The sequence below is a fragment of the Ochrobactrum vermis genome, assembly GCF_002975205.1.
Classification (GTDB): domain Bacteria; phylum Pseudomonadota; class Alphaproteobacteria; order Rhizobiales; family Rhizobiaceae; genus Brucella; species Brucella vermis.
Genome location: NZ_PCOC01000001.1, coordinates 1944956 through 1968866 on the forward strand (window position 1 = coordinate 1944956; position 23911 = coordinate 1968866).

Sequence of the window (23911 nt, forward strand, 5' to 3'; positions counted from 1 at the left end):
TGAAAAGGAGCACAGGCCAGCGGGACCGTTTTCGACCGCCGGACGCTCCTTCAGCGAGCCCGGCGATCGCCGCTAAGGCCGAGGGTAAGAAGCGAGTTTAGAACGCAAACATCAACGCGCGCGCCGAAGGCGGCTGCGGAATGTTCCAAGGATGTTGCGTTTCTGATCGTCATGAGGAAAGCTTTTACACGCGAGATTTGTACTGTGCAAGACAGTATTTCATTCCGTGTCTGGATCGACTTTTGGACCAGACAATCAGGCGAACGGCACCGCGCTTGTCCCCGGAGGCAGCTTTGCCTCGTCCTCCGGTTCGACGTGGATCACCACGCGCGCGCTTTCGATCTGCTTCTTCAAAGCGTCTTCGATACGGTCGCAAATCACATGGGCATCGCCGACACTCATATCGGCCGCAACGACCAGATGAAACTCGACGAAGGTGACACGGCCAGCGATACGCGTCTTGAGGTCGTGAACCTCGATAGCCCCGCCTGCATTGGCCGAGATCACGTCGCGAATGCGCATTTCCTCGGAAGGTTCGACAGCAATATCCATCAGCCCCTGCACCGAGGAATTGATGACATGCCAGCCCTGCCAGAGAATATTGATCGCAACCAGAATGGCGAGCAATGGATCGAGTATGGCCCAACCGGTAACCACTGCACCGACAAGACCGACCAGAACGCCCGCAGAGGTGAACACATCCGTCATGATGTGCTTTCCGTCGGCTTCCAGCGCAGGCGAGCGGGACTTGCGGCCGGTGCGAATCAACAATGTCGCCCAGAAGCCGTTTATGGCCGCTGCGACGGTGTTGATGCCCAGACCCAGCCAGGGTTCATCAAGCATCCGCGGCGTTTGCAGCGCAAACCAGGCCTCGCGGAAGATCAATAGTGCGGCGACCGTGATCAGGACGCCTTCCACAACAGCCGAAATATACTCGGCCTTGTGATGTCCGAAGGGGTGATTGTCATCGGCTGGCAGATAGCTGACCCGAATGGCCCACCATGCGCCGATTGCCGCAATCACATTGACGATGGATTCCAGTGCGTCAGAATAAAGCGCCACGGAACCGGTCAGTGCATAGGCCAGATATTTCAGCCCCATCACACCGAAAGCAATGGGAATAGACCAAGCGGCAAGCCGCCGAACCTTTGCACTCGCGTCCATGATGAACCTTATTATCTTGATCTTTTCCCGAAATCGGGACGGCCAACTGTTGGCCCCTCATGCATTGGCTTGAACGCGGGACGTATCCACAACGCTTCTGGCATATGCAGCAGCAATTCACCGCCGTTCTATACCCCAGAAAAGCAAAACTTCGTACCCCTGTTTTTTCAGTTCCGGCATTTAATTTTCTCCTGCAAATGCAAGGCATTACAGTTGCAAATGAGTTGCCGGAGCAAGCAATGGAAAAGCGGCGCCAGGCATAAAAAACCAGCCGTAGCGTGAGCTGCGGCTGGTTTCAAATCGGGACGAGATGTGTAGGATCAGGCGTTGCTGCGGCGCGCCTTTTGCTTGCCCGCCAGATGCGTCACCACATTTTCAATCATGCGCATTCCGGCATTGTGGCCGAGCGTCATGATGGATTCCGGGTGAAACTGAACAGCCGCCACCGGCTCTTTCTTATGCTCGAAAGCCATGATGACACCGTCTTCGGTTTCCGCTGTGACGAGGAAATCATCCGGCAGACGTTCTGGGTCGGCAAAGATCGAATGATAGCGCCCGACCGTCACTTCCTTCGGCAGGCCGGAGAAAATGCGTTCCGGTTTCGACACACGAATACGCGACGGCTTGCCATGCATCGGGATGCGCAACTGGCGCAATGTGCCGCCATAGGCCTCAGCCAGCGCCTGCAACCCAAGACAGACACCGAAGATCGGCAGTTCACGCTTGCGCGCCTTGTCGATGGTCGCCTTGCAATCGAAATCCTGCGGCGTGCCGGGTCCGGGTGACAGGACCACGAGGTCAGGCTTCACCCTGTCGAACACATCATCGGCAACCGGAGACCGCACGGTTGAAACCGTAGCGCCCGTCTGGCGGAAATAATTGGCGAGCGTGTGCACGAAGGAATCTTCGTGATCGACGAGCAGGATCGAGATCCCCTCACCCACCTTCGCCGCAACACGCTCTTCGGCAACATGATTGCTCTTTTGTGCTTCACGCACAGCCGCGATCATCGCCGATGCCTTCAATTCGGTTTCGGCTTCTTCTTCATCCGGATTGGAATCGAACAGAAGCGTTGCACCGGCGCGGATTTCAGCCACACCATCCTTGATGCGAATGGTGCGTAGCGTCAGGCCAGTATTCATGTCACCATTGAAGTGCATCATGCCGATGGCACCGCCGTACCATGCACGCGGGCTGCGTTCGTTTTCCTCAAGGAAACGCATAGCCCACAGCTTCGGCGCGCCAGTTACCGTCACAGCCCATGCGTGGCTGAGGAACCCATCGAAAGCATCCATGCCATCACGAAGGCGACCTTCGATGTGATCGACCGTGTGGATCAGTCGCGAATACATTTCGATCTGGCGACGGCCGATGACGCGTACCGAACCCGGTTCGCAGACGCGGCTCTTGTCGTTGCGGTCTACATCCGAACACATGGTCAGTTCGGATTCGTCCTTCTTGGAGTTCAGCAGTTTCAGAATCTGTTCCGAATCCGAGATCGCATCTTCACCGCGCTTGATGGTGCCGGAAATCGGGCAGGTCTCGATGCGGCGCCCATTGACGCGCACGAACATTTCCGGCGATGCGCCGACCAGATATTCGTTCTCGCCCAGATTGATGAAGAACGAATAAGGCGACGGATTGATCGTCTTCAGGCGACGGAAGATCTCCGACGGTGCGGTGTGGCAGCGCTCATAAAAGGTCTGGCCCGGCACCACTTCGAAGAGATCGCCGCGCTTGAAGCTTTCCTTGGCACGCTCGACCAGCTTCGCATATTCGCCAGGATTGTGGTCACCACGCGCAAGCTTGGCTTCCGAAGGCTTGAAGGCTTGCGCGGGCGTTGCCCGTGCAAGACCATGCGTGGAAGAACCGCCGCAAGTGAACTCATAACGATCCACCCAGGCACGCGCCGAGTAGTGATCCGCAACAAAAATCTCATCAGGGATGAACAGCACCAGATCACGCTGATCGTCCGGCCGTTTCAATTTGTACTGAATTGGATCGAACTGGAACGCCAGATCGTAACCGAATGCACCGTAAAGGCCAAGATTTGCGTCTTCTTCGGAGAAGAACAGGCCGACAATGGCGCGCAGAACCGTGAAGACCGAAGGCATGCGCGAGCGCTCTTCCTCGGTGAAGGTTCCGCTCGGTTCGGCAATGGTCAGTTCGATACGGTTTTCCTCGGCCTTGTCGACCGTCACCTCGGCAAGTGCTTTCACCGTGTCCAGGATAGGCCGCAGAAGAATGATCCCGCGGGCATTCAGGGCTTCTATGCGCATGGTGCGTTGACGCGAGGTGATCACCACCGGAGGATCGACGATAGCTGTATCCCATCGCGTATAGCGACCCGGATATTCGTAGTTGGACGAAAACACCGCGCCGCGCCGTTCGTTCAGTGCATCGATATAGGTCTCGATCGCACCCTTATAGGCCGTGAGGTGACGCACGCGCTCGACGACGATGCCGCCTGCCGTCTCGTGCTGGAATATCTCGCTATCCGCAATCTTCGCATTCATGATCGGCTATCCCAAATCTCGCTTGTTTCCAAACACTTCCAGAACCCGGTATTTCTGAGGTCTTATTCAAACAGCCAAACAAAAAGGCCGCCCGGATAATCCCAGCGGCCTGTTTCCTAAACGCAAATGCACGAACGCCTGCGTGGCCGCTATGGGCGGGCCCACCACCAACCGTTGATGACGATATTGCGCGAAATGTTCATGGACATACAGTTAGCCTTCAATGTGCATCCTTGCAACCGCAAAATTTAAGGGTGGGATTGAGCAATACAGACCGGCACTCTAACGGCGATCCCGCCATGCATTCGCGGATTTTGCCGGATGATCCTGTTACCCGCAAAGAAAATCCGGACAGTTTGGGGCTGTCCGGATTTCCTTAGAACCGGGATGGACAAAACGGAAGGACAAGGACGAATCCTCCGGTTTCTGGCACCCCTATACCCCATGCCTAAATTTACAGGTGCAATATAACTTTCAGTATGCACATTATTCCTACCACAAGTTGCACATAGATTGCAACTTGTGATTGTTATTTGCATATATGCTTACGTTTAAGCCGATTTCATCGGAACAGTTCGAAAATTTGTAGGACCACCCAACAAGTTTCATCTTGCGTCGGGGGCCGATTTCGGATTGATTTCCGTGGCAACTCAAACACATATCCAAAAATCAAGAACAGAGCCGTCGCACATAAACGGCCATTGGGGACAACTGATGAAGAATCTCGATGCGATGGACAGGAGTATTTTGCGCGCCCTTCAGGAGAACGGACGCCTGACCAATACCGAACTAGCCGATCGCATAAATCTCTCGCAGACGGCGACCGCCGAACGCGTCAAGCGACTGACCCGTGAAGGGTATATTCTCGGCTATTCAGCGCGGCTATCGCCCAAGATGCTCGACCGCGCCATGCTGGTCTTCATAGAGATCAAGCTCGACCGCACCACACCGGAGGTCTTCGAAACCTTTTCGACCTTCACCCGCAACAATCCCGACATTCTGGAATGCCACATGGTTGCGGGCGGCTTTGATTATCTCGTCAAAGCCCGCGTATCCGATATGGATCACTATCGGCGCTTTCTTTCCGAGGCGCTTCTTTCTCTACCCGGCGTGCGGGAATCGCACACTTATGCCGTCATGGAGGAAGTGAAGGAAACCGCCTATATCGCCGTTTAGAGCATGTCCCCAAAAGTGGGAACCGGTTTTGGGAATAAGACAGGCGAAAAAAGGGGATAGAGCGCCCATCTGGTTAAACGGGATACCGCTCTAACTGGTTGTTCTGACGCGCATCTTGCCAAAAAAGTCACATTCTTTTTGGGATGCGCTCTGATCCCGTTTCACAGACGATAAGCCCTCTTTGAAGGTATCGTTGCTGTCAGCAGAATGGCAGCAGCGAACCCGGCATTTTTCAATTCAATCTTGCCAACCATTATTTACGGGTATATACCCGCAAAATGTCACATCCATGTTTCTGTATTCTCCTGCGCCAGGCAGCCCGCAAGACATCAAGCGTCTACGACAACGCTCTGGCCCCGCTTGGCATTAACGTTGCCCAATTCAGTACACTGCGCAAAATCCGCCGTGCAGGCTCTATTTCACTGACCGAACTTGCGCATTTGTCCGAGCTGGATCGCTCGACCATGGGCCGCAATGTGAAGGTTTTGCAGCGTATGGGCCTGATCGAGCCCGCCCTCAGCGATGACCATCGCGAGACCAGCGTAACGCTGACAGCGGAGGGTCGCGATCTCGTGGAGCGCGGTGGTCCGCTCTGGGATCAGGCGCAGGAGGAAATCGAGGCCCGATTGGGAGAAGAAGGTGTGGCGCAGTTGGAAAAGCTGCTCCACAGCCTCGATTAGAGCGCATCCCGAAAAGTGTGAAACCGTTTTCGGATTAGATGCGCGGTTCAAAACAAATAGTCAGAGCGCCGATCTCGTTCAATCCGATCGGAACACGCTCTAAACTGACGCCTTTTGACTGAGAACAATGCCCTGAAGCCACGCGCCCGCTATGGAGCGAACGGCTTCGCCATCAAACGCATGGCTGGCCAGAAACCAGCTTGAACCCGAAAGCGCCAAAGATGATTTCTGCCCGCCTTGCCAGCTTTCTCGCCCAAAGAAACATCCATTACGGATGGGTCGTTGCCGCCGTTACATTTCTCACCATGCTGGCGACAGCCGCCGCCATGGGGTCTGCGGGCATTCTCATCGAACCGCTCCAGCGTGAATTCGGCTGGACGAATGCGAATATCTCTTTCGCAATGGCGCTTCGTCTTGTTCTTTTCGGCCTGATGGGCCCGTTTGCGGCGGCTTTCATGAACCAGTTCGGCCTGCGCCGTGTGGTTGCAGCAGCTCTCGTCATGATTTCACTCGGGCTTGTCGGTTCCATTTTCATGACCGAGGAATGGCAGATGGTTGCGCTCTGGGGTGTCGTGATTGGCCTGGGCACCGGCATGACCGCGCTCGTCCTCGGCGCAACCGTCGCAGCGCGCTGGTTCGAAAAGCGGCGCGGCCTTGTCGTCGGCCTGATGACAGCCAGCAACGCCACCGGTCAGCTCGTCTTCATGCCGATCCTTGCCAGCGTCAGCCAGACGATTGGCTGGCGCACGTCGCTGACCATCGTCATCTGTTTCCTTGTTGCCGCGCTCGTGTTGGTTCTCGCTTTGATGCGCGATCATCCGGCGGATATCGGCCTGAAACCGTTTGGCCGCACAGCACCGCTCCCAGCGCCTGAACCCCGGAAGAGCTTCGGCGCGATGCTGGCCTCACCGCTTGTCACCTTGCGCGAGGCCTCTTCAACCTCAACCTTCTGGGTCCTGTTCCTGACCTTCTTCGTCTGCGGCTTTTCCACCAACGGCTTGATCCAGACGCACTGGATCACACTTTGCGGTGATTTCGGCATAGCGCCGGTCGGTGCCGCAGGCATCCTTGCTGTAATCGGCGCGTTCGATCTGATCGGCACGATCATGTCCGGCTGGCTCTCCGACCGGTTCGACAATCGCTGGCTGCTGTTCTGGTTCTATGCGCTGCGCGGCCTTTCGCTGATCTACCTGACCTTCACCGATTTTACCGTCTACGAACTCGCGCTCTTCGCCGTCTTTTACGGTCTGGACTGGGTGGCGACCGTGCCGCCGACAGTCAAGCTCGCTGCCGAACGTTTCGGTCCGGAAAAGGCCGGTCTGGTCTTCGGCTGGGTGTTCACCGGCCATCAGATCGGTGCCGCTGCTGCTGCTGCCTTCGCCGGTTTTGTCCGCACCGATTATGACAGCTACACCCCTGCTCTGATCCTCGCCGGTGCCATGTGCTTTGCTGCCGCCGCGATGGTGTTCATCATCAACCGCCCTGCCCCGCGCGTCGTTCTGCAGGCGTCATGACGCGATAGAGCGCCGTGCGTCCATGTGGACGCACGACGCTCTAACTTATTGAATGTTACGCATCGTGCTTTCTACCCTTCCTGTTCAGTGCCAGAACACCGAGACTGATCAGCAAGGCGGCCAGCGTGTCGGGCCAGCCCGGCACTTCCCCCAGCAGGACAAGCGCCAGAACCAGAGTGATGACAGGGATCAGTGCCGACAGCGCTGCACCAGCCGCGGTTCCAAGCAAGACAACCGCGCGGTTGAAGGCAAAGACGCCGAATGCCGAGGTTAAAATGCCCTGATAGAAACCTTGCAGGGCAATATCTCCCCAGGACGTCGCTCCAAGCCCCTTGGGCAGGAAGATCATATAGATCGGTAAATAGACAATCGCTGAAGCAACTGCCGCAATGGCAGTGGCGTGCAAGCCGTCCATTGCCTTCCGCCGAAACACCATGACGTAGATCGCCCACACCAGTGCTGCGGTAAAAAAGGACAAGTGCCCGAGCATTTCCTGTCCGCCCAATTGCGACAGACCGGCGATCAACATGCCACCGATCAGGATCAGCAAAACGCCAAACGAGCGCGACGGTGCGAGAGGTTCCTTAAGAAGAACCATGCCCAGAATGGCAACCATCGCAGTCATCAACCCCGGAATGAGCGCAGCCGCATGGGATGCCGGAGCATATTGCAGACCATAGGTTGTCAGAAGTGCATAGGGAACGCCCGCTCCGGAAACCAGAAGAACAAAGCCGAGCGGACCAAGCTTGCGGAAACCAAAACCCTTCATAAAGACCACCGGCAAAAGCGCCAGTCCTGCCACACCGAAACGCAGCGCGATAATGTCGAATGGCGTCAGTGCTGTCTTGAAACCGAAGCGGGTCAGAACAAACGAGCCTGACCATACCACAACCCCGGATAGCCCCCAGGCCAAACCGCGAATCGTGTCGGAAGTCGAGATTGTCGGAGTGTCGTCGGGGATGGCCGTCATGGTCGCTCGCTGCAGGATGAAGGAATAGCGCTTGACTATTGCACCCTTGGCCGAATTGAACGCCACGGATAAGCGAGATATGAGATATTAGAATTTCTTATGCCACTTTGTTTTTTGCATCCAGCGCAATGTCGCAGAAGCGTTCGACCAGATGCCTGACCGGGCTGTCGGGTCGAAAGACAATATAGACGGTACGAAAAGTCGGTGGATTGAGGCGGCGCGCCCGCAATCCATTCAAATCGGCACCCGGCAGACTGATTTCTGACAACAACGTCGTGCCAATGCCATGTCGTACCATTTCCAGCACAGTGGCGACGTCGCGGGTGCGCACCTGCTCGCTGCGCGTTTCACCATCGCTATGAATGATTCGGTCGATAATCATTTCGCAGCCCGCGGCGGCGATGAGCTGGCGTTCCCGCAAATCCTCGGCGGCGATCATGTCATTCCGCATGAAGGGATCGTCGCGTCGTCCCACCACGACAAGTTCTTCCCGACCAACCTCCCGTGCTTCAAGCTCAGGCGCCGGCAGCGATGTAATACCGAGATCGGCGATACCGTCCCGCACCCATAGGCTGACATCATCGTGCCCGCCCTCGAAAGCGCTGAATTCGATGCCGGGATAGAGCCGCTGAAACGTCTTTCGCAAGCCGGGCAAAACATATTCGAGCTGGCTTGGAATGGCCGCGACACGTAATCTTTCGGGTACACCGGAAGCACTGCATCGTGCCTGCAATTCTATCCGATCCACGGCAGCGAGGACAGCCCTGGCATCGGCAAGGATCGATTGTCCGAATGCCGTCAAAGCAGCTCCATCGCGCTGTCGCGCCAGCACATCGACCCCGAGGATTTTTTCCAGCGTCGCAATCGCCTGGCTTGCGCCCGATTGCGTAAGTCGCAAGCGGCGCGCTGCGGCACCGACACTGCCGGTTTCCGCGACGGCTTCAAGCAGACGTAACTGGACCAGACTGATCTTCATCATTTTGGTTCCGGACTTCGGTTCCGACTCAATCTTTCATCAAAGCATCGCCCCAGTCGGCGCGACGCGCCCAGCGGAAGAAATCACCATCGCGTTTCGTGAACAGGCGCTCTTCCGCTGTCCCGTCATCCTTGCAGAGCTTCAATGAAACTTTACCGCCACCAACCCGCGTCGGCGCGATGACCCGTGCTTCAACTGCCTTGGACGGTTGGCGCACCGCAGCAAGATAGATGAACTTCTCGTCCTCCCAAGGCACTTCGGCTTCCTTGGTCAAACGATGAATGCGCGACCGCGCAACACGGCGTGAAAAATGGCACCAGTCGGGCGAGATCAACGGGCAATCGAGCTGGTGCGGACAGGGTGCAGCGATATGCGCACCGCCAGCGATAAGCACCCGGCGTGCATCGAGAATGCGCTGCCAGCCTGCGGGGGTACCCGGTTCCACGATGACCAGCATCTGCCGGGCCGACGCCCACAGGTGCTCAATCAGTTTCTGCCTGTTTTCGGGAGCAAGCTCGTCGAGTACATAGGCAATAGTCACGAGATCGGCCTGCGGAAAATCAAGTTTTTCCCGAACCACATCTCCTGCCCGCCAGTCGAGGTCAGGCAATCCGCTACTTTGCGAAAGATTGCTGCCCACGGCTCTGATCGCAGGGCTCGCCTCGATCATCGTTGCCGATTGAAGCGTCGGCCAGCATTGCTTTGCCGCCCAAAGGGCTGTTCCCGGCCCTGCACCCACATCAAGCATGGATTGCGGCGCGAAATCGGGGCGGACTTCAGCCGCACTATCCAGACTGGCGCGAACCGCCGCATAGGTCGCAGGCAGCCGCGCCGCCAGATAGGCCTTTGCCGCAAGATCGTCGGAAATATGCATGCGTCCGTCCCGCGTCTCAGCGCGGTAGCGGCGTGAAAGCATTTCGGATGCACGCTTGAGGTCGGTCAATGCGACACCCTCAAGCGCGGCATCCACCGCCTGTCGCAAGGAAGCTGGCAGTTCCATTGCCGGTCAGCGCTCCAGAACCTGTTTCACATCAACGAGATTCGAACGAACACGCAGAATATAGAAGCCCATCGTGGTCAGATGCGATGGCGTAAACCAGGCATCGGGGCTGCCGTTGGAAACGATGAAAGGCTGCATGTCGAGTGCGGCACGCATCTGCTTTTCCATTTCGTCCCACACACCGTCGAGGTGCTTTTCGGCGAGAACGCCGCGGAAATCCGAGTGGGCTGCGCGCAGCAAGCCGTAATAGGCATAGAGCTGGCCATAAGCGAACCAGAAGCGGTCATCTGCACGCGTATCGAACCAGCCGGCGTGATAGTTTTCGGCGCGATCCTTGAGGATAGCCGAGGTGGAACCAAGGTCGCTCGCGATACGGTCAACGAACTGGATCAGATTGTCGGCACGGGCATCGAAGGTCGCCTGACAGTTTTCAAGCCGCCCGTTGAAGGAGCGCAGATCCTTGATCGCCGAACGGTAGTAGCTGGGCGTTGGCGTCTTCGGACCAAACGGGCTCAAGCCGAAATACCAGGAATCTTCGGCAAATTGCAGATTACCGCGTGCCTTTTGCAGATCGCCATCAATCTGCGATGTGCCTCTGAGACGGCCAATATTGTCGACGAGTTCAATCGCAGTACGGCGAACCGCTGCATTGATGCCGCGCTGGAACGACGCCTTGTTGTCGAGGAACGGCGTACGATCCCAATCCAGACCGAAAAGGCCGAGCTTGTAGAGCAGCATGGACGAAATCCATGCATTCTGGTTGACGTTGAAGTCCGTGAGATCGGCAGCAACTTCGGCGATGGCCGAGCGGGAACATTTGCGGGCGGAGGACGGCAGTTGTGCAGCCTGAGCTGGCTGATTCGCCGGCGCGGCCTCACCAGTCTGGTTGGCTTCAGGCGTAATGGCAGGCTGTTCCACAGGTGCGGCGGTGGATGGTGCCTCAGCCGGCGCAGCCTCCGCTTTTACCTCTTCGCCAGGCGTGGTCGCATTCTGATAGGTGTACTTGGCCGGATAGTCCGGGTCGAAATTCGTCCACGCCTGAGTCTGCCAAATGAAGTAGACGTAAAGGCTGCCAAGACCGATCACGATAACCGCAACCGCGACTTTCCACAAAATTCCGAGCCGCAGGAAAAGCCGCCACAAACCGCCCAAAGGAACGGCAATCAGGCGGGCGAGCACCGCAATGAAACGGCCGAGGAAGGAAAAAACGCCCTTAACTGCATTCCACACTGTAACAAATCCTTCCTTTTGCCCCAAACTCCGGGCTTCGCACCGCTTCTGCGTCGCGTCTGGACCTATGCATGGCACGTCCCGTTCGCAAGCATCCAAGCCTGAAAAAGCTTCAGGTTCTCAAATAGAGTGTGCTCATCTTTTCGACAACCTCGAACGGTCATCCAACTGATTTTATCCGTCATTTTCAGCTGGCAGGGTTGAAACCGGGGGCTCAATACGTAACATGGCGCCACCCCGCTTCGGCCAAGTACGTGGCAATCATGCCCCGTTTCCCCCACGGCTGACGGTTCCGGAAAATGATGGGCGACAGCAGTTTCAGGAAGGTGCCAAACGGTTTTCCGCCGGAAACTGCGATCAACGTCGCAATCAAGAACATTTTCGCCGCTATGGTACTTGAATGGCGAAATCTTTGGTGTTTGCTAAAGCTGGAACCGGAAAAACAATCAATCCGTCAAAACGGCCCGGTAAATGGAGAGAAGAATGAAGTCCGTATCGACCTATATGCTTACGCTTGCCTTGGGTGGCCTTGCCACGGGGACGGCAATGCTGAGCATGCCTGCAACCGGTTTCGCCGCCGAACCCGAAAGCTGTTCGACCGTCCGTTTCTCGGATGTCGGCTGGACCGACATCACCTCCACGACGGCAGTGGCGACAGAAATCCTCAAGGGTCTCGGCTACAAGACCGACATCAAGGTTCTCTCCGTACCGGTGACCTATGCGTCACTGAGCAAAAAGGACATCGACGTCTTCCTCGGCTACTGGAACCCTTCCATGACCGCCGACCTCCAGCCCTATCTGGACAACAAGACCGTCGAGACGCTGCGCACCAATCTGACCGGCGCGAAATACACCCTCGCCGTGCCTAAATACGCCTATGACGAAGGTCTGAAGGACTTCAAGGATATCGCCACATTCAAAGACAAGCTTGGTGGCAAGATCTATGGCATTGAGCCCGGCAATGACGGCAACCGCCTGATCCTCGACATGATCACCAAGGATGCCTTCGGCCTCAAGTCGTTCGAGCTGGCGGAATCCTCCGAGCAGGGCATGCTTGCGCAGGTCGCGCGCAGCATCAAGAGCAAGGAACCGGTCGTGTTCCTGGCATGGGAACCGCACCCAATGAACAAGCGCTTCGAAATCGCTTATCTGACCGGCGGCGACGATTTCTTCGGTCCCAATCTCGGCGGCGCCAAGGTCGAAACCAATGTTCGCACCGGCTATACGCAGGAATGCCCGAATGTCGGCAAGTTCCTCACCAATCTCGAATTCAAGCTCGATATCGAAAACGACATCATGGGCAAGATTCTTGATGATGGCGAAGAACCGTCAAAAGCCGCAACCAACTGGCTGAAGGCCAATCCTGGCGTTCTCGACCAGTGGCTGGCCGGCGTGACCACAGTCGATGGCAAGGAAGGCCTGCCAGCCGTCAAGTCGGCACTCGGTCTCTGATCTTCGACACTATGGGCCGTGGCAAACCACGGCCCCGCAATCTGTGGATACCCCGCACCCTTTCTCTTTGTTTTACGCATTATCCGACGCAAAACCGCTTCGCACCTTTGCTGGTAATGCTCTAGCACGCAGCAGGAGACTTGATCGTTGAACTGGCTGACGGACTATAAGATCCCTGTCGGACCGACCGCCAAATCCGTGGTGGACTGGCTGACGGACAATATGGGCGGCTTTTTCGATACACTGGCCGCCGTCATGCAGAGCCTTATTGATGGGCTGCTTTTCCTTCTCAAGCTCCCGCATCCTCTGCTTCTGATCGCCATCTTTGCTGTCATCGCGTGGCTGATCCAGCGCCGTATCTCGGTGGTCGTGCTGACCGTGATCGGCTTCCTGTTCATCATCAATCAGGGCTACTGGGATCGCACACTCGAAACCCTGACCCTCGTTCTGTCTGCCTGCTTTCTCTGTATGGCAATCGGCGTGCCACTCGGTATTGCCGCAGCCCATCGTCCAGCACTCTACGCCGCGATGCGCCCTGTGCTTGATCTGATGCAGACCCTGCCGACATTCGTCTACCTGATCCCGGCCATCGTCTTCTTCGGCATCGGCATGGTGCCGGGCCTGCTTGCAACCGCGATCTTCGTTCTGCCTGCGCCAGTGCGCCTGACCCATCTCGGCATATCGTCCACACCGTCATCGCTGATCGAAGCGGGTGAAGCATTCGGTGCGTCACGGTCGCAGCTCTTGTGGAAGATCGAACTGCCCTATGCGATGCCGCAAATTCTCGCCGGTTTGACCCAGACGATCATGCTGTCGCTTTCGATGGTGGTCATCGCCGCGCTTGTCGGCGCCGATGGGCTGGGCGTGCCAGTCGTCCGGGCGCTAAATTCGGTCAATACCGCACTCGGCTTCGAGGCCGGACTTGTCATCGTCGTGGTCGCCATCGTGCTCGACCGCATCTTCCGCGCCGGACGCGAGAAATAGCATGATCCCGAAAAGTGGGTTCCGGTTTTCGGACGAGATCATGCTCACACAAAGATCAGGAGAGAGCGGATGACCATTATCGCACTCGAAGACGTCTGCATCATTTTCGGCACCAATGTCGATGACGCACTTGCTCTTGCGGATCGTGGAGCCACACGTTCCCAGATCCAGACCGAAACCAATCTCGTGCTGGGTGTGCACAACTGCACGCTCAACATCGAGGAAGGCGAAATTCTCGTTCTGATGGGTCTCTCCGGCTCCGGAAAGTCCACGCTTCTTCGTGCCATCAACAGGCTCAACCCGATCTCACGCGGGCGCGTTCTCGTTCGGGAGGGAGATCGCGCCATCGATGTCGGCAAGGCCGACCGTGGAACACTTCGCCATCTGCGCACCGAACTTGTCTCGATGGTGTTCCAGCAGTTCGGCCTCCTGCCCTGGCGCACGGTTGAAGAAAATGTCGCCTTCGGACTGGAAATTTCCGGCATGGGCAAGGACGAGCGCCTTACGCAAGCCCGCCAGCAACTTGAGCTTGTCGGCCTGCAGGACTGGTCCAAGCGCAAGGTCGGAGAACTTTCGGGCGGCATGCAGCAGCGCGTCGGGCTTGCCCGCGCTTTTGCAACCGGCGCACCGATCCTGTTGATGGATGAGCCTTTCTCAGCCCTCGATCCACTGATCCGCACCCGTCTGCAGGACGAATTGCTGGCCTTCCAGTCACGCCTGAAGAAAACCATCGTCTTCGTCAGCCACGATCTCGATGAAGCCATGAAGATCGGCAATCGTATCGCCATCATGGAAGGCGGGCGCATCGTTCAGTGCGGCACACCACAGGAAATTCTCCTGCAGCCTGCCGACGACTATGTTGCGGACTTCGTTGCCCATATGAACCCGCTCGGCGTTCTTCGAGCAGGCGACATCATGGTACCTTTCGATCGCAATGCAGCGCCACGTCCTTTTGCTGCAACTGCCCGGCGCGAAACCCTGGTGCGTGAGCTGATGAATGCGGTGGCTGACAGCAGCGGTGATGTCGGCATCATTGAAAATGGTGCCGTCGTCGGCAAGATCGCCGCAGATGATATTGTACGCGCGCTGGCCTGGCATCAGCAACGTGGAGTACAGGCTTAAAAAGGAAACCTGAACACTGTGTTTTCTATCCAAAAAATAGCGGACAACATCATGGCAACAATAAAAACAACAAAATAAAAATACATTAGAATACCGAAAGAAGAGATAAAAACGTCATTTATTTAAGTCAAAACTGCTTAAAGTACAATAATCTCGTTTCATAACAAAAAAGGCCGCACATTTTCATGTGCGGCCTTATTAAACAGTGCATCGATACGGGTCAGCTATGTGCAGCCTGTCTTGCAGCGGCACGTGCTTCCACACGTGCGCGAATAGCATCGACATCCGCACGCGGCGTCGCGGCAAACAGCTTCTTCGTATAGTCATGCTGCGGATTGTTGAACACGGCGTCGCGCGAACCGTATTCGACGACCTCACCGAAATACATCACCATCACCTCGTCGGCGATATAGCGCACCACAGAAAGATCGTGGCTGATGAAGACGTAAGTGAGGCCAAACTCTTCCTGCAGGTCGGACAGCAGGTTCAGAACCTGTGCCTGCACCGACAGATCGAGCGCGGAAACCGGCTCATCGAGAATGAGCAGCTTCGGATTGAGCATCAGCGCGCGCGCAATGGCGATACGCTGGCGCTGACCGCCGGAGAACATATGCGGATAACGGTTGAAGTGCTCGCGACCGAGACCGACCTTCAACAACATCTGCATCGCCTTGGCGCGACGCTCTTCCGCCGACATTTTCGTGTTCAGCAGCAGCGGTTCCGCCAGAACATCGCCGATCTTCTGGCGCGGGTTCAGCGAACCGTAAGGGTTCTGGAACACGATCTGCACCTTCTGGCGCATTTCCGCCGTCAGTCCATCACGAGCAATATCCACATCCTTGCCGCCGATCTTCAGTTCGCCGGAGGTCTGCGGATCAATCATCGTAAGAATGCGCGCCAGTGTGGACTTGCCGCAACCGGATTCGCCGACGATTGCCAGCGTCTTGCCCTTTTCGAGCTTGAAGCTCACGCCCTTCACGGCGTGAACTACTTTCGGCTTGCCGAACAGGCCGCCGCCGACATGATAGTCGCGCTTTATATCGCGCGCTTCGAGAACGATCTCGCTCATCGCGCTTCTCCTGCACTGCTGGTGTCAAAGACGAAATCGGAGACAGTCGGAAGACGATCGCCGGTCGCATTTTCCGGCAGAGCCGACAAAAGCGCGCGCGTGTAAGGGCTTTTCGGAGAGGAAAACAGCGACAGAACGTCGGCGTCTTCCATCTTGTGACCCTTATACTGCACGATGACCCGGTCCGCCGTTTCGGCGACAACACCCATATCGTGAGTGATCATGATCAGGCCCATGCCATGCTCCACCTGGAGCCGCATCAGGAGATCGAGGATCTGCTTCTGGATCGTCACGTCGAGAGCGGTGGTCGGTTCGTCGGCGATCAGGAGCTTCGGATTGCAGGCAATCGCAATCGCGATCATGACGCGCTGGCACTGGCCACCCGACATCTGGTGCGGGAAGCTGCCGAGACGCTCGGAGGCGTCGCGGATACCGACGAGTTCCAGAAGCTCGATAGCGCGCGCACGGCTCGCCGAGCCGTTCATGCCCATATGCTGCTTCAGAACTTCCTCAAGCTGATAGCCAACCGTGAAGCACGGATTGAGGCTCGCAACAGGTTCCTGAAAGATCATCGAAATGTCGCGGCCGATGATCTGGCGACGTTCCGAGCTCGAAAGCGTGCGCAAATCCTTGCCGTCGAACGACATCGTGTCTGCCGTCACGGTCGCGGTCTTGGGTAGAAGGCCCATCACCGCAAGCATGCCGACGGACTTGCCCGAACCGGACTCACCGACGATGGCGAGAACTTCGCCCTTGTCGACCGTAATATCGATACCGTCGACCGCCTTGAAGGGACCGACCGAGGTATCGAACGAAACCGTAAGGTTCTTGATTTCAAGCAAAGCCATCGATCAGCTCCTCTTGAGTTTCGGGTCAAGCGCGTCGCGCAGACCGTCGCCAATCAGATTGATGGCGAGAACAGTGATCAGGATTGCCAGACCCGGGAAGGTAACAATCCACCAGGCGCTCAAGATGAACTCGCGCGCTTCTGCGAGCATCGTGCCCCATTCCGGTGTCGGCGGTTGTGCACCCATACCGAGGAAGCCCAGTGCCGCAACATCGAGGATAGCGTTGGAGAACGACATCGTTGCCTGCACTACGAGGGGCGCGAGACAGTTCGGCAGGATGGTCTTGAACATCAGGCGCAGCCTGCTTGCACCGGCAAGTTTGGCCGCAGTCACATATTCGCGTTCCTTTTCCGCCATGACGGCGGCACGGGTGAGACGCGAAAAGTGCGGCAGCAAAACCAGCGTGATGGCAAGCACGGCATTGATGAGACCCGGGCCGAGAATGGCCACCAGAACCAGCGCCAGCAAGAGCGACGGGAACGCCAAGATCACGTCCATGATGCGCATGAACACCGTATCGACACCACCACCGAAATAGCCGGTGATAAGACCAATGGTGATGCCAAGGCACATCGAAATGATGACGATGACGAAACCGACGAGCAGCGAATACTGGGCGCCATAAATCAGGCGGGACAGAATATCACGCCCGACAGCGTCCGTTCCAAGCAGGAACTGGGTCGAGCCGCCGTTTTCCCAAAAAGGTGGAACCTTTACGAATTCGCGGAACTGTTCTGTAGGACTGTGCGGCGCAATGAGCGGAGCAAATATCGCCACCAGAATAATCGCGACAAAGACGTAGAGGCCGATAACCGCGCCACGATTGACGCTGAAATAGAACCAGAAGTCCTTCAGTGCGCGCATCTTTCCGATGTCGCTCGCGGCTTCCGGCTGAATAGCTGAGTGTGTCATGATACCCTCACTTATGCCGGATACGCGGATTGATCAGGCCGTACATCAGATCCACCACCAGATTGACCACCATGATGATGGCGGCAATCAGCAGCAGGCCGCTTTGAACAACCGGATAATCGCGACGGAAAATGGAATCGAGCATCCATTTGCCGATCCCAGGCCAGGAGAAGATGGTTTCCGTCAAAATCGCACCGGCCATCAGCACGCCGACCTGCAAACCAATCGTCGTAATGACGGGGATCATGGCGTTGCGCAGGGCATGAATGCCCACGACGCGGCGCGTCGGCAAACCTTTGGCGCGAGCGGTCCGCACATAGTCCTCGCCCAGCACTTCCAGCATCGCCGAACGCGTCTGACGCGCAATGACCGCGAGCGGAATGGTCGCCAAGACGATGGTCGGCAGGATGAGATGTGACGCCGCCGACAGGAACGCGCCTTTCTGGTCCGACAAAAGGCTGTCGATCAGCATGAAGCCGGTCACAGGCGGGAAGAAATACAGGAGCGAAATGCGGCCTGAAACCGGAGTCCACTGCAAAATGCCGGAGAAGAAAATGATGAGCAGCAGCGCCCACCAGAAAATCGGCATCGAGTAACCGACCAGCGAAATGCCCATGAGGCCCTGATCGAACCAGGATCCACGTTTGACGGCTGCGATAACACCTGCGGGAATACCGAGGAAAATGGCCAGGATGATCGCGCAGATGGACAACTCGACGGTTGCAGGAAACAGCGCGAAAAACTCTACCAGAACCGGCTTTTTGGTCACCAGAGACTGACCGAAATCGCCGTGCAGCAGGTTCCAGACATAATCCAGATATTGCTGCCAGATCGGACGATCGAACCCGAGCTGTGCCATCAGTTCGGCATGGCGCTCGGGGCTTACGCCGCGTTCACCTGCCATCAGCAGCACAGGATCGCCAGGCAGAACCCGGACGAAGGCAAAGGCCACGATTGTGATGCCTATGAAGGTCGGAACCAGATAGACGAGTTTGTTGAATATGAAACGGAACATACAAAAACTCCGACCGGGTGCAGGGGATCACCCTACACCCGGCCGCTTGTGTTGTCAGATTTTACTCGGAAATATCAACTTCTTCGAAGCGATAATCACCAAGCGGGCTCTGCTTGAAGCCAGTAACCTTGGCCGACATCGGAACGAAAACCGTCGAGTGAGCAAGCGTGTTCCAAGGAGCCTGTTCCTTGAAGATCACCTGTGCTTCTTCGTAAAGCTTCGCGCGCTCGTCCTGGCTGGTCGAGACCTTGGCCTTCTGGATCAGGTCTTCGAACGGCTTGTAGCACCACTGGGCACGGTTGTTGTTGCCAACACCGGCGCAGCCGAGCAGCGTACCCATGAAGTTGTCCGGATCACCATTGTCACCAGTCCAGCCGAGAATGACGGAACCGTCACGGTCCTTGTCGGACGACTTCTTGAGGTATTCACCCCATTCCATCGAGACGATTTCAGCGCTGACACCAACCTTAGCCAGATCGGACTGCATGAGTTCGGCAGTACGACGAGCGTTCGGCATGTACGGACGGCTGACAGGCATCGCCCACAGCTTCATCTTCAGATCCTTGACGCCAGCGGCCTCAAGAGCCTTCTTGGCAGCTTCCGGATCGTACTTGTCGTCCTCGACCTTGTCGTTATAGCCCCACATTGTCGGTGGGATCGGGTTCTTGGCAACCTGGCCCTGACCCTGGAACACGGCATCGACGATGGCCTGCTTGTTGATGGCCTGGTTCAGCGCCTTGCGGACTTCAGGCTTATCGTAAGGAGCCTTCAGCGTGTTATACGCGAAGTAAGCCACGTTCAGGCCAGCCTGTTCGTCAACCTTCAGGTTGGAATCGGCCTGAAGACCCTTGATGTCAGCCGGAGCCGGATAGGACATCAGGTGGCATTCGCCAGCCTTGAGCTTCTGCGCGCGAACAGCCGGATCGGTCGTGATTGCGAAGACGAGATCGTCGATCTTCGGCTTGCCGCCCCAATAGTTTTCGTTAGCCTTGAAGCGAACGACGGCGTCCTTCTGATAAGCGACGAACTGGAACGGCCCGGTGCCGACCGGAACCTGGTTGAGGTCGTCCTTCTTGCCGTCGGCGGCGAGCTTGTCGGTGTATTCCTTCGAAATGATCGAAGCGAAAGGCATCGAGATATTGGCGAGGAACGGTGCTTCTGGACGGTTCAGCACAAACTTGACGGTATAATCGTCAACCTTGGTGATGTCCTTGATCAGCGCACCCATTTCCATGCTGTCGAAATATTCGTAGGTGATGCCAGCCGTATACTGGTGCCAAGGATTGTCCTTGTTGCGCATGCGATCGAAGGAAAAGATCACGTCGTCGGCATTGAAATCGCGGGTCGGCGTGAAATAGTCGTTCGAGTGGAACTTGACGCCCTTGCGCAGATGGAAGGTGTATTCCAGACCGTCGTCGGTAACATCCCAGCTTTCTGCGAGACCAGGCACAACTTTCGTCGTTCCGTTTTCGAATTCAGCAAGACGGTTATAGACCGGATGGGCCGAGGCATCGAACGTATCGCCGCCGGTATAAGCAGCCGGATCGAAGCCTTCAGGCGAAGCCGGCGAGCAATATACAAAGGTCTTTGCCGATGCAGCACCGCTCATCAGAGCCACCAGCGCGGTTGCTGCCAGGAGTTTTTGGTAGAATTTCATTATTGTCCGCCTCCACGGAAAAGCATGCCGCGTGCACCCCATTGCCCGCAGCTTGCGCTTATCGAAACGTGTGGACGGTCACTTTGCAAGCGCAATTTTTAGAACCAGTTCATATTCTCAACCGGATATGGCCGTATTTGTTAGATTTTTATTCTACATATAATGGAATTTTCGGAATATTGCGCTAAAGCTCCTCGATTTATAATATTATTCGCACGGAACTTGCATGGGGTAATGCGCTTTATGCATCGTCGACTCACGCGCGACGCTGATGCACCTGCACCGAATTCACTGGTTCTTTTGACGGAAGCACATTATTAAGTGGATAATATCAGTCATATTTGAGTCCAGCAGATCATGCCCGAAACCAATCCAATTCGCCCGACCACACCAGAAGCCGTTCAGCTTGCCAAAACCCTGCTGCGCACATCGCGCTACGGCGCCATCGCCGTTTTCGATGCCGCAACAGGCCGGCCATTGGCCAGCCGTGTCGCGGTTGCGACGGATATGGATGGCACCCCACTGATTCTCGTTTCCGGGCTGGCGGCCCATACACCGGGTCTTCTGGCAAACCCTGCCTGCTCACTTCTACTTGGTGAGGTTGGCAAGGGAGACCCCCTCGCCCATGCACGCGTCACTTTGCACTGTCAGGCTCGGAAAGTTGAGAGGACAACCTCGGACTATCCGCGCATTCGGCGACGCTACCTCAACCACAATCCGAAAGGTTCGCTATATGTGGATCTGGGAGATTTCGCTTTCTTCCGGCTTGAGCTGGAAAGCGCCAGCCTGAACGGCGGCTTCGGCAAGGCCTTCAACCTGACGCGAGAGGATTTGCTGTGCGCTACGTCGATCAGCGCGAATTTTGCTGACAGCGAACAAAGCGTGCTCGACGAGCTGAACGAACACCATGCACTGGAAATCGCGCAAATTGCTCAACAACTATTGAAAGCAAGCGCTATTAAAGATCAACTGAAAGTGATAGGCTTGGATCCAGACGGTGCCGACATTGCCAATGGCGATCTTGTTCTGCGTCACATGTTTTCAACGAGCGCTGATTCCGTGAGGGAAGCTGTTACTGCACTGACCAGACGGTAAAATAAAGCCCCCTGAAACAGAATCATATTTTTTTTGGGACGAAATTGCACGTCTTTATACCGGAATGAATATAAGCAAGGGCTTTTCAAACTCGGTTTATAGTATTAATTTCAATATGCATGCTAATGCAAATTCGCATGTATATTTCAACTTTGTCCAGTCTTACGGGGGTATGACGGCAAATGAGCAACGAAGATACTTTCTTTGATTTGATTCAAAACGTAGATCAGGCTGCCGATTTCCTATCGGCACTTGCTAACAATAAGCGATTACTAATATTATGTAAGTTGCTTCACAATGAAATGTCAGTAGGTGCACTTGCCAAGGCGATTGACCTTAGCCAATCCGCCTTGTCTCAGCACCTGGCAAAATTACGGGCTCTCGACCTCGTTTCAACCCGACGCGACGCGCAGACCATCTACTACATGGTCTCTTCGCCGCACATCGAGTTGATGTTGTCGACGCTCTCGAGTCTCTATATGAGTCCAACGCCGCGCAGACACAATCTGGCGGCAGTCGCTCACGCATAACAATATGAGGTCACAGCCGTGCGATGAACGAAAACACTCATTCGCACGGCTGCGTCCAGCAGATTGACGATCAGGACGATATTCGCCTTTCCCCCTATCGTGATATTCGCGAAAAGGATCTCGTCGGACGCCAGCAACGGTTTATCGCTGAAGGCAAGGTGGTTCTAAACGTCCTGTTTTCGTCCTCAGCACGATTCGAAACAGAATCCTTGCTCGTTCTGGAAAACCGGCTTGCCGGACTAGCCGAACAGCTCAATCAATTGCCGCCGGATGTGCCCGTCTATTCTGTTCCGCAGACTGTCATGGATGCGGTCGCCGGATTTCATGTTCATCGTGGCATTCTCGCTGTTGGCCGCCGCAAGACGCAGCCGAGCCTGCAGGCGATGCTGGATGTGTTGCCCGCAAAATCGCTCGTCGTGGTTTTGTGCGGTATTTCCAATCACGACAATGTCGGTTCGATTTTTCGCAATGCCGCCGCCTTCGAAGCCAATTGCGTACTGATGGACGAAACCTGCTGTGATCCGCTTTACCGCAAGGCCATTCGCGTATCGGTCGGTGCGACGTTGAAGATTCCTTATTTTCACGGCGCGAACATCGATGAAATTATTGCCGCACTGGGCGATGCAGGGTTCAATCTGCTGGCGCTCAGCCCGTCATCCTCGCTCAGCATCTATGATGCGGCCAAGCACGACCGCCAGGCACTCCTGCTTGGCACCGAAGGTGACGGATTGCCACCTCGCCTTCTTCATAAGTTGCAGACGGCCAGAATTCCGATGTCCGACGCATTCGACAGCCTGAATGTCGCGACTGCTTCAGGCATCGCTCTGTCGCGCTTCAGCAAGTTTCAATAGACTTCTCGTTTCCCTGATGAGGAGAACGCTGCTGCTATCAACCGGCCGTCGATGGCTGCCAATCCTGCTGCAATCATCGCCATGCCGATCAAGTGCTTGGTTTGCAAAGTTTCGCCGAGAAAAAGCACTCCAAGCAGGATAGCACTGACAGGAATGAGAAACGTCACCAGCATGAGATTGACCGCGCCCGCCGTCGATAGAATGCGGAAAAAGAGAACGTAAGCGAGTGCCGTCGAAAGCAGCGCGATACCGGCCAGCGCTGCCCAGACTGCAGCGCTCGGAGCAGCCAGCGTCCAGGGATGATCCACCAGCAGGGCAACCGGGATGAGCATGATCGTTGTTGCCGTTACCTGGCCGGTGGCGGTTATCAGTGGTGCGACTCCCATCGCTTTGAAGCGACGTCCAAAAATACCTGCCAATGAATAGGAGAATGCAGCACACAGAATCGCAAGCTGCGGCCACAGGTTGCCTCCGATTCCGCTGATGGCATCGGGCCCGATCATGATCGCCACCCCGCAAAAGCCGATCAAAACGCCGGCAATCTTGTTCCGGGTAATCTTTTCGTCCACCGTCAGAAAATGTGCGACAATAACGCCGAAGAGCGGTGTCGTGGCATTGAGGATGGATGCCAATCCACTGGCGATCTGGGTTTGCCCCCAGACGATGAGGCAGAACGGCAGCAGATTATTGAGAAAACCCATACCGAAAAACGCCAACCATATACGGCGATCTTTCGGTAACGATAGGCCCATCATCCGAATTAACACCACCAAAGCGAGCGCAGCCAGCCCGACCCGGAGCGTGACGATAGTAAAAGGCGGCAACTCCCGAACGGCAACACCGTTAAAGAAGAAAGAACCGCCCCAAAGAACGGAAAGAACAATGAGCATCGCCCATTCCTTCCATCCCATCATCTTCTGCACCGTCATCTTCAAAACCTCCGAAGCCAAAGCTTAGAGCATAATCCGACCGGAGTGAAACGAGGATCGATAAGGTTATGCTTAAAATAGAGGAAGTTAGAGCGCCGATCTGATCCTATCAGATCGAAACGCGCTCTAAGTTCCGCTGACTATGAGCTTAGATGCAGCTCGCGCAATTGACTTCCCGTTTATCGCTTTCAAATTCCAGAGCGCTTCCAACGATTCAATGT

General features: G+C 56.0%; 22 protein-coding genes. 10 read left to right on the forward strand and 12 right to left on the reverse strand.

The genetic code is table 11. The features are described from left to right. Positions 1-255: 255 nt before the first annotated feature. Complete coding sequence (locus tag CQZ93_RS09625) at positions 256-1164, reverse strand: cation diffusion facilitator family transporter (RefSeq protein ID WP_105542369.1); 909 nt, start codon at positions 1162-1164, stop codon at positions 256-258. A gap of 59 nt (positions 1165-1223) precedes the next feature. Here CQZ93_RS09625 and CQZ93_RS09630 point away from each other — a divergent pair, with 59 nt between their 5' ends. Beyond that, complete coding sequence (locus tag CQZ93_RS09630; protein WP_181153331.1) at positions 1224-1427, forward strand: hypothetical protein; 204 nt, start codon at positions 1224-1226, stop codon at positions 1425-1427. Positions 1428-1484: 57 nt separating this feature from the next. Here CQZ93_RS09630 and CQZ93_RS09635 read toward each other — a convergent pair whose 3' ends face one another. Beyond that, complete coding sequence (locus CQZ93_RS09635; protein WP_105542371.1) at positions 1485-3680, reverse strand: anthranilate synthase component I; 2196 nt, start codon at positions 3678-3680, stop codon at positions 1485-1487. Positions 3681-4394: 714 nt separating this feature from the next. Between CQZ93_RS09635 and CQZ93_RS09645 the strand changes: the two genes are divergently transcribed. From CQZ93_RS09645 to CQZ93_RS09655, 3 genes are all read left to right on the forward strand, one after another. After that, the gene (locus CQZ93_RS09645; protein WP_006472719.1) at positions 4395-4856 is read left to right on the forward strand and encodes an Lrp/AsnC ligand binding domain-containing protein; all 462 of its coding nucleotides are present in this window, start codon (positions 4395-4397) and stop codon (positions 4854-4856) included. Positions 4857-5134: 278 nt separating this feature from the next. Further along, positions 5135-5536 (forward strand): MarR family winged helix-turn-helix transcriptional regulator, encoded by a 402-nt coding sequence (locus tag CQZ93_RS09650; protein ID WP_105542372.1) that lies wholly within the window; start codon positions 5135-5137, stop codon positions 5534-5536. Between the two features lie 221 nt (positions 5537-5757). Further along, positions 5758-7050, forward strand: a complete 1293-nt coding sequence (locus tag CQZ93_RS09655; RefSeq protein ID WP_105542373.1) for an MFS transporter — start codon at positions 5758-5760, stop codon at positions 7048-7050. Between the two features lie 55 nt (positions 7051-7105). Here the strand turns inward: CQZ93_RS09655 and CQZ93_RS09660 are convergent, their stop codons facing one another. From CQZ93_RS09660 to CQZ93_RS09675, 4 genes are read right to left on the reverse strand one after another with little or no spacing between them, the layout of a single operon-like run. Beyond that, complete coding sequence (locus CQZ93_RS09660; RefSeq protein WP_286152923.1) at positions 7106-8086, reverse strand: DMT family transporter; 981 nt, start codon at positions 8084-8086, stop codon at positions 7106-7108. A gap of 31 nt (positions 8087-8117) precedes the next feature. After that, positions 8118-8999, reverse strand: coding sequence for a LysR family transcriptional regulator (locus CQZ93_RS09665; RefSeq protein ID WP_286152924.1), 882 nt, complete (start codon positions 8997-8999; stop codon positions 8118-8120). Between the two features lie 25 nt (positions 9000-9024). Then, the gene (locus CQZ93_RS09670) at positions 9025-9996 is read right to left on the reverse strand and encodes a small ribosomal subunit Rsm22 family protein (RefSeq protein ID WP_105542374.1); all 972 of its coding nucleotides are present in this window, start codon (positions 9994-9996) and stop codon (positions 9025-9027) included. A 6-nt stretch (positions 9997-10002) separates the two neighbouring features. Continuing rightward, the gene (locus tag CQZ93_RS09675; RefSeq protein ID WP_105542375.1) at positions 10003-11226 is read right to left on the reverse strand and encodes a DUF2333 family protein; all 1224 of its coding nucleotides are present in this window, start codon (positions 11224-11226) and stop codon (positions 10003-10005) included. Between the two features lie 483 nt (positions 11227-11709). Between CQZ93_RS09675 and CQZ93_RS09680 the strand changes: the two genes are divergently transcribed. The 3 genes from CQZ93_RS09680 (at position 11710) to choV (ending at position 14784) form a co-directional block, all read left to right on the forward strand. After that, the gene (locus CQZ93_RS09680; protein WP_105542376.1) at positions 11710-12678 is read left to right on the forward strand and encodes a choline ABC transporter substrate-binding protein; all 969 of its coding nucleotides are present in this window, start codon (positions 11710-11712) and stop codon (positions 12676-12678) included. A gap of 147 nt (positions 12679-12825) precedes the next feature. Further along, positions 12826-13662, forward strand: coding sequence for a choline ABC transporter permease subunit (gene choW / locus CQZ93_RS09685; protein WP_012091632.1), 837 nt, complete (start codon positions 12826-12828; stop codon positions 13660-13662). Positions 13663-13731: 69 nt separating this feature from the next. Then, on the forward strand, positions 13732-14784 hold the full coding sequence (gene choV, locus CQZ93_RS09690; RefSeq protein WP_105542377.1) for a choline ABC transporter ATP-binding protein: 1053 nt from the start codon (positions 13732-13734) through the stop codon (positions 14782-14784). A 220-nt stretch (positions 14785-15004) separates the two neighbouring features. On the opposite strand, the gene CQZ93_RS09695 is transcribed toward choV, so the two are convergent. The 5 genes from CQZ93_RS09695 to CQZ93_RS09715 form a co-directional block, all read right to left on the reverse strand. After that, positions 15005-15853, reverse strand: coding sequence for a dipeptide ABC transporter ATP-binding protein (locus CQZ93_RS09695; RefSeq protein WP_105542378.1), 849 nt, complete (start codon positions 15851-15853; stop codon positions 15005-15007). Beyond that, positions 15850-16701, reverse strand: coding sequence for an ABC transporter ATP-binding protein (locus tag CQZ93_RS09700; RefSeq protein ID WP_105542379.1), 852 nt, complete (start codon positions 16699-16701; stop codon positions 15850-15852). Before CQZ93_RS09700 ends, CQZ93_RS09695 begins: the two co-directional genes overlap by 4 nt. 3 nt (positions 16702-16704) lie before the next feature. Further along, a complete protein-coding gene (locus CQZ93_RS09705) occupies positions 16705-17613 on the reverse strand; it encodes an ABC transporter permease subunit (protein ID WP_105542380.1) in 909 nt (302 codons plus the stop codon). Positions 17614-17620: 7 nt separating this feature from the next. After that, complete coding sequence (locus tag CQZ93_RS09710; RefSeq protein WP_105542381.1) at positions 17621-18628, reverse strand: ABC transporter permease subunit; 1008 nt, start codon at positions 18626-18628, stop codon at positions 17621-17623. Positions 18629-18689: 61 nt separating this feature from the next. Continuing rightward, positions 18690-20285: an ABC transporter substrate-binding protein gene (locus tag CQZ93_RS09715; protein ID WP_105542382.1), complete on the reverse strand. Its 1596-nt coding sequence runs from the start codon at positions 20283-20285 to the stop codon at positions 18690-18692. 357 nt (positions 20286-20642) lie between these two features. Here CQZ93_RS09715 and CQZ93_RS09720 point away from each other — a divergent pair, with 357 nt between their 5' ends. From CQZ93_RS09720 to CQZ93_RS09730, 3 genes are all read left to right on the forward strand, one after another. After that, positions 20643-21380, forward strand: coding sequence for a HugZ family pyridoxamine 5'-phosphate oxidase (locus tag CQZ93_RS09720; RefSeq protein WP_105542383.1), 738 nt, complete (start codon positions 20643-20645; stop codon positions 21378-21380). A gap of 182 nt (positions 21381-21562) precedes the next feature. After that, on the forward strand, positions 21563-21910 hold the full coding sequence (locus CQZ93_RS09725; RefSeq protein WP_105542384.1) for an ArsR/SmtB family transcription factor: 348 nt from the start codon (positions 21563-21565) through the stop codon (positions 21908-21910). A gap of 23 nt (positions 21911-21933) precedes the next feature. Next, on the forward strand, positions 21934-22761 hold the full coding sequence (locus CQZ93_RS09730) for a TrmH family RNA methyltransferase (protein ID WP_105542385.1): 828 nt from the start codon (positions 21934-21936) through the stop codon (positions 22759-22761). On the opposite strand, the gene CQZ93_RS09735 is transcribed toward CQZ93_RS09730, so the two are convergent. Further along, positions 22755-23690 (reverse strand): DMT family transporter, encoded by a 936-nt coding sequence (locus CQZ93_RS09735; RefSeq protein ID WP_105542386.1) that lies wholly within the window; start codon positions 23688-23690, stop codon positions 22755-22757. The two genes, CQZ93_RS09730 and CQZ93_RS09735, sit on opposite strands and share 7 nt — an antisense overlap. Positions 23691-23911 lie beyond the last annotated feature (221 nt).

What these genes read in the sequence shown, in the direction of transcription:
- CQZ93_RS09625 (WP_105542369.1), bottom strand. Translation starts at nt 1,164, where the DNA reads ATGGACGCGAGTGCAAAGGTTCGGCGGCTTGCCGCTTGGTCTATTCCC.
- CQZ93_RS09630 (WP_181153331.1), top strand. Translation starts at nt 1,224, where the DNA reads ATGCATTGGCTTGAACGCGGGACGTATCCACAACGCTTCTGGCATATG.
- CQZ93_RS09635 (WP_105542371.1), bottom strand. Translation starts at nt 3,680, where the DNA reads ATGAATGCGAAGATTGCGGATAGCGAGATATTCCAGCACGAGACGGCA.
- CQZ93_RS09645 (WP_006472719.1), top strand. Translation starts at nt 4,395, where the DNA reads ATGAAGAATCTCGATGCGATGGACAGGAGTATTTTGCGCGCCCTTCAG.
- CQZ93_RS09650 (WP_105542372.1), top strand. Translation starts at nt 5,135, where the DNA reads ATGTCACATCCATGTTTCTGTATTCTCCTGCGCCAGGCAGCCCGCAAG.
- CQZ93_RS09655 (WP_105542373.1), top strand. Translation starts at nt 5,758, where the DNA reads ATGATTTCTGCCCGCCTTGCCAGCTTTCTCGCCCAAAGAAACATCCAT.
- CQZ93_RS09665 (WP_286152924.1), bottom strand. Translation starts at nt 8,999, where the DNA reads ATGATGAAGATCAGTCTGGTCCAGTTACGTCTGCTTGAAGCCGTCGCG.
- CQZ93_RS09670 (WP_105542374.1), bottom strand. Translation starts at nt 9,996, where the DNA reads ATGGAACTGCCAGCTTCCTTGCGACAGGCGGTGGATGCCGCGCTTGAG.
- CQZ93_RS09680 (WP_105542376.1), top strand. Translation starts at nt 11,710, where the DNA reads ATGAAGTCCGTATCGACCTATATGCTTACGCTTGCCTTGGGTGGCCTT.
- choV (WP_105542377.1), top strand. Translation starts at nt 13,732, where the DNA reads ATGACCATTATCGCACTCGAAGACGTCTGCATCATTTTCGGCACCAAT.
- CQZ93_RS09695 (WP_105542378.1), bottom strand. Translation starts at nt 15,853, where the DNA reads ATGAGCGAGATCGTTCTCGAAGCGCGCGATATAAAGCGCGACTATCAT.
- CQZ93_RS09700 (WP_105542379.1), bottom strand. Translation starts at nt 16,701, where the DNA reads ATGGCTTTGCTTGAAATCAAGAACCTTACGGTTTCGTTCGATACCTCG.
- CQZ93_RS09705 (WP_105542380.1), bottom strand. Translation starts at nt 17,613, where the DNA reads ATGACACACTCAGCTATTCAGCCGGAAGCCGCGAGCGACATCGGAAAG.
- CQZ93_RS09710 (WP_105542381.1), bottom strand. Translation starts at nt 18,628, where the DNA reads ATGTTCCGTTTCATATTCAACAAACTCGTCTATCTGGTTCCGACCTTC.
- CQZ93_RS09715 (WP_105542382.1), bottom strand. Translation starts at nt 20,285, where the DNA reads ATGAAATTCTACCAAAAACTCCTGGCAGCAACCGCGCTGGTGGCTCTG.
- CQZ93_RS09720 (WP_105542383.1), top strand. Translation starts at nt 20,643, where the DNA reads ATGCCCGAAACCAATCCAATTCGCCCGACCACACCAGAAGCCGTTCAG.
- CQZ93_RS09725 (WP_105542384.1), top strand. Translation starts at nt 21,563, where the DNA reads ATGAGCAACGAAGATACTTTCTTTGATTTGATTCAAAACGTAGATCAG.
- CQZ93_RS09730 (WP_105542385.1), top strand. Translation starts at nt 21,934, where the DNA reads ATGAACGAAAACACTCATTCGCACGGCTGCGTCCAGCAGATTGACGAT.
- CQZ93_RS09735 (WP_105542386.1), bottom strand. Translation starts at nt 23,690, where the DNA reads ATGACGGTGCAGAAGATGATGGGATGGAAGGAATGGGCGATGCTCATT.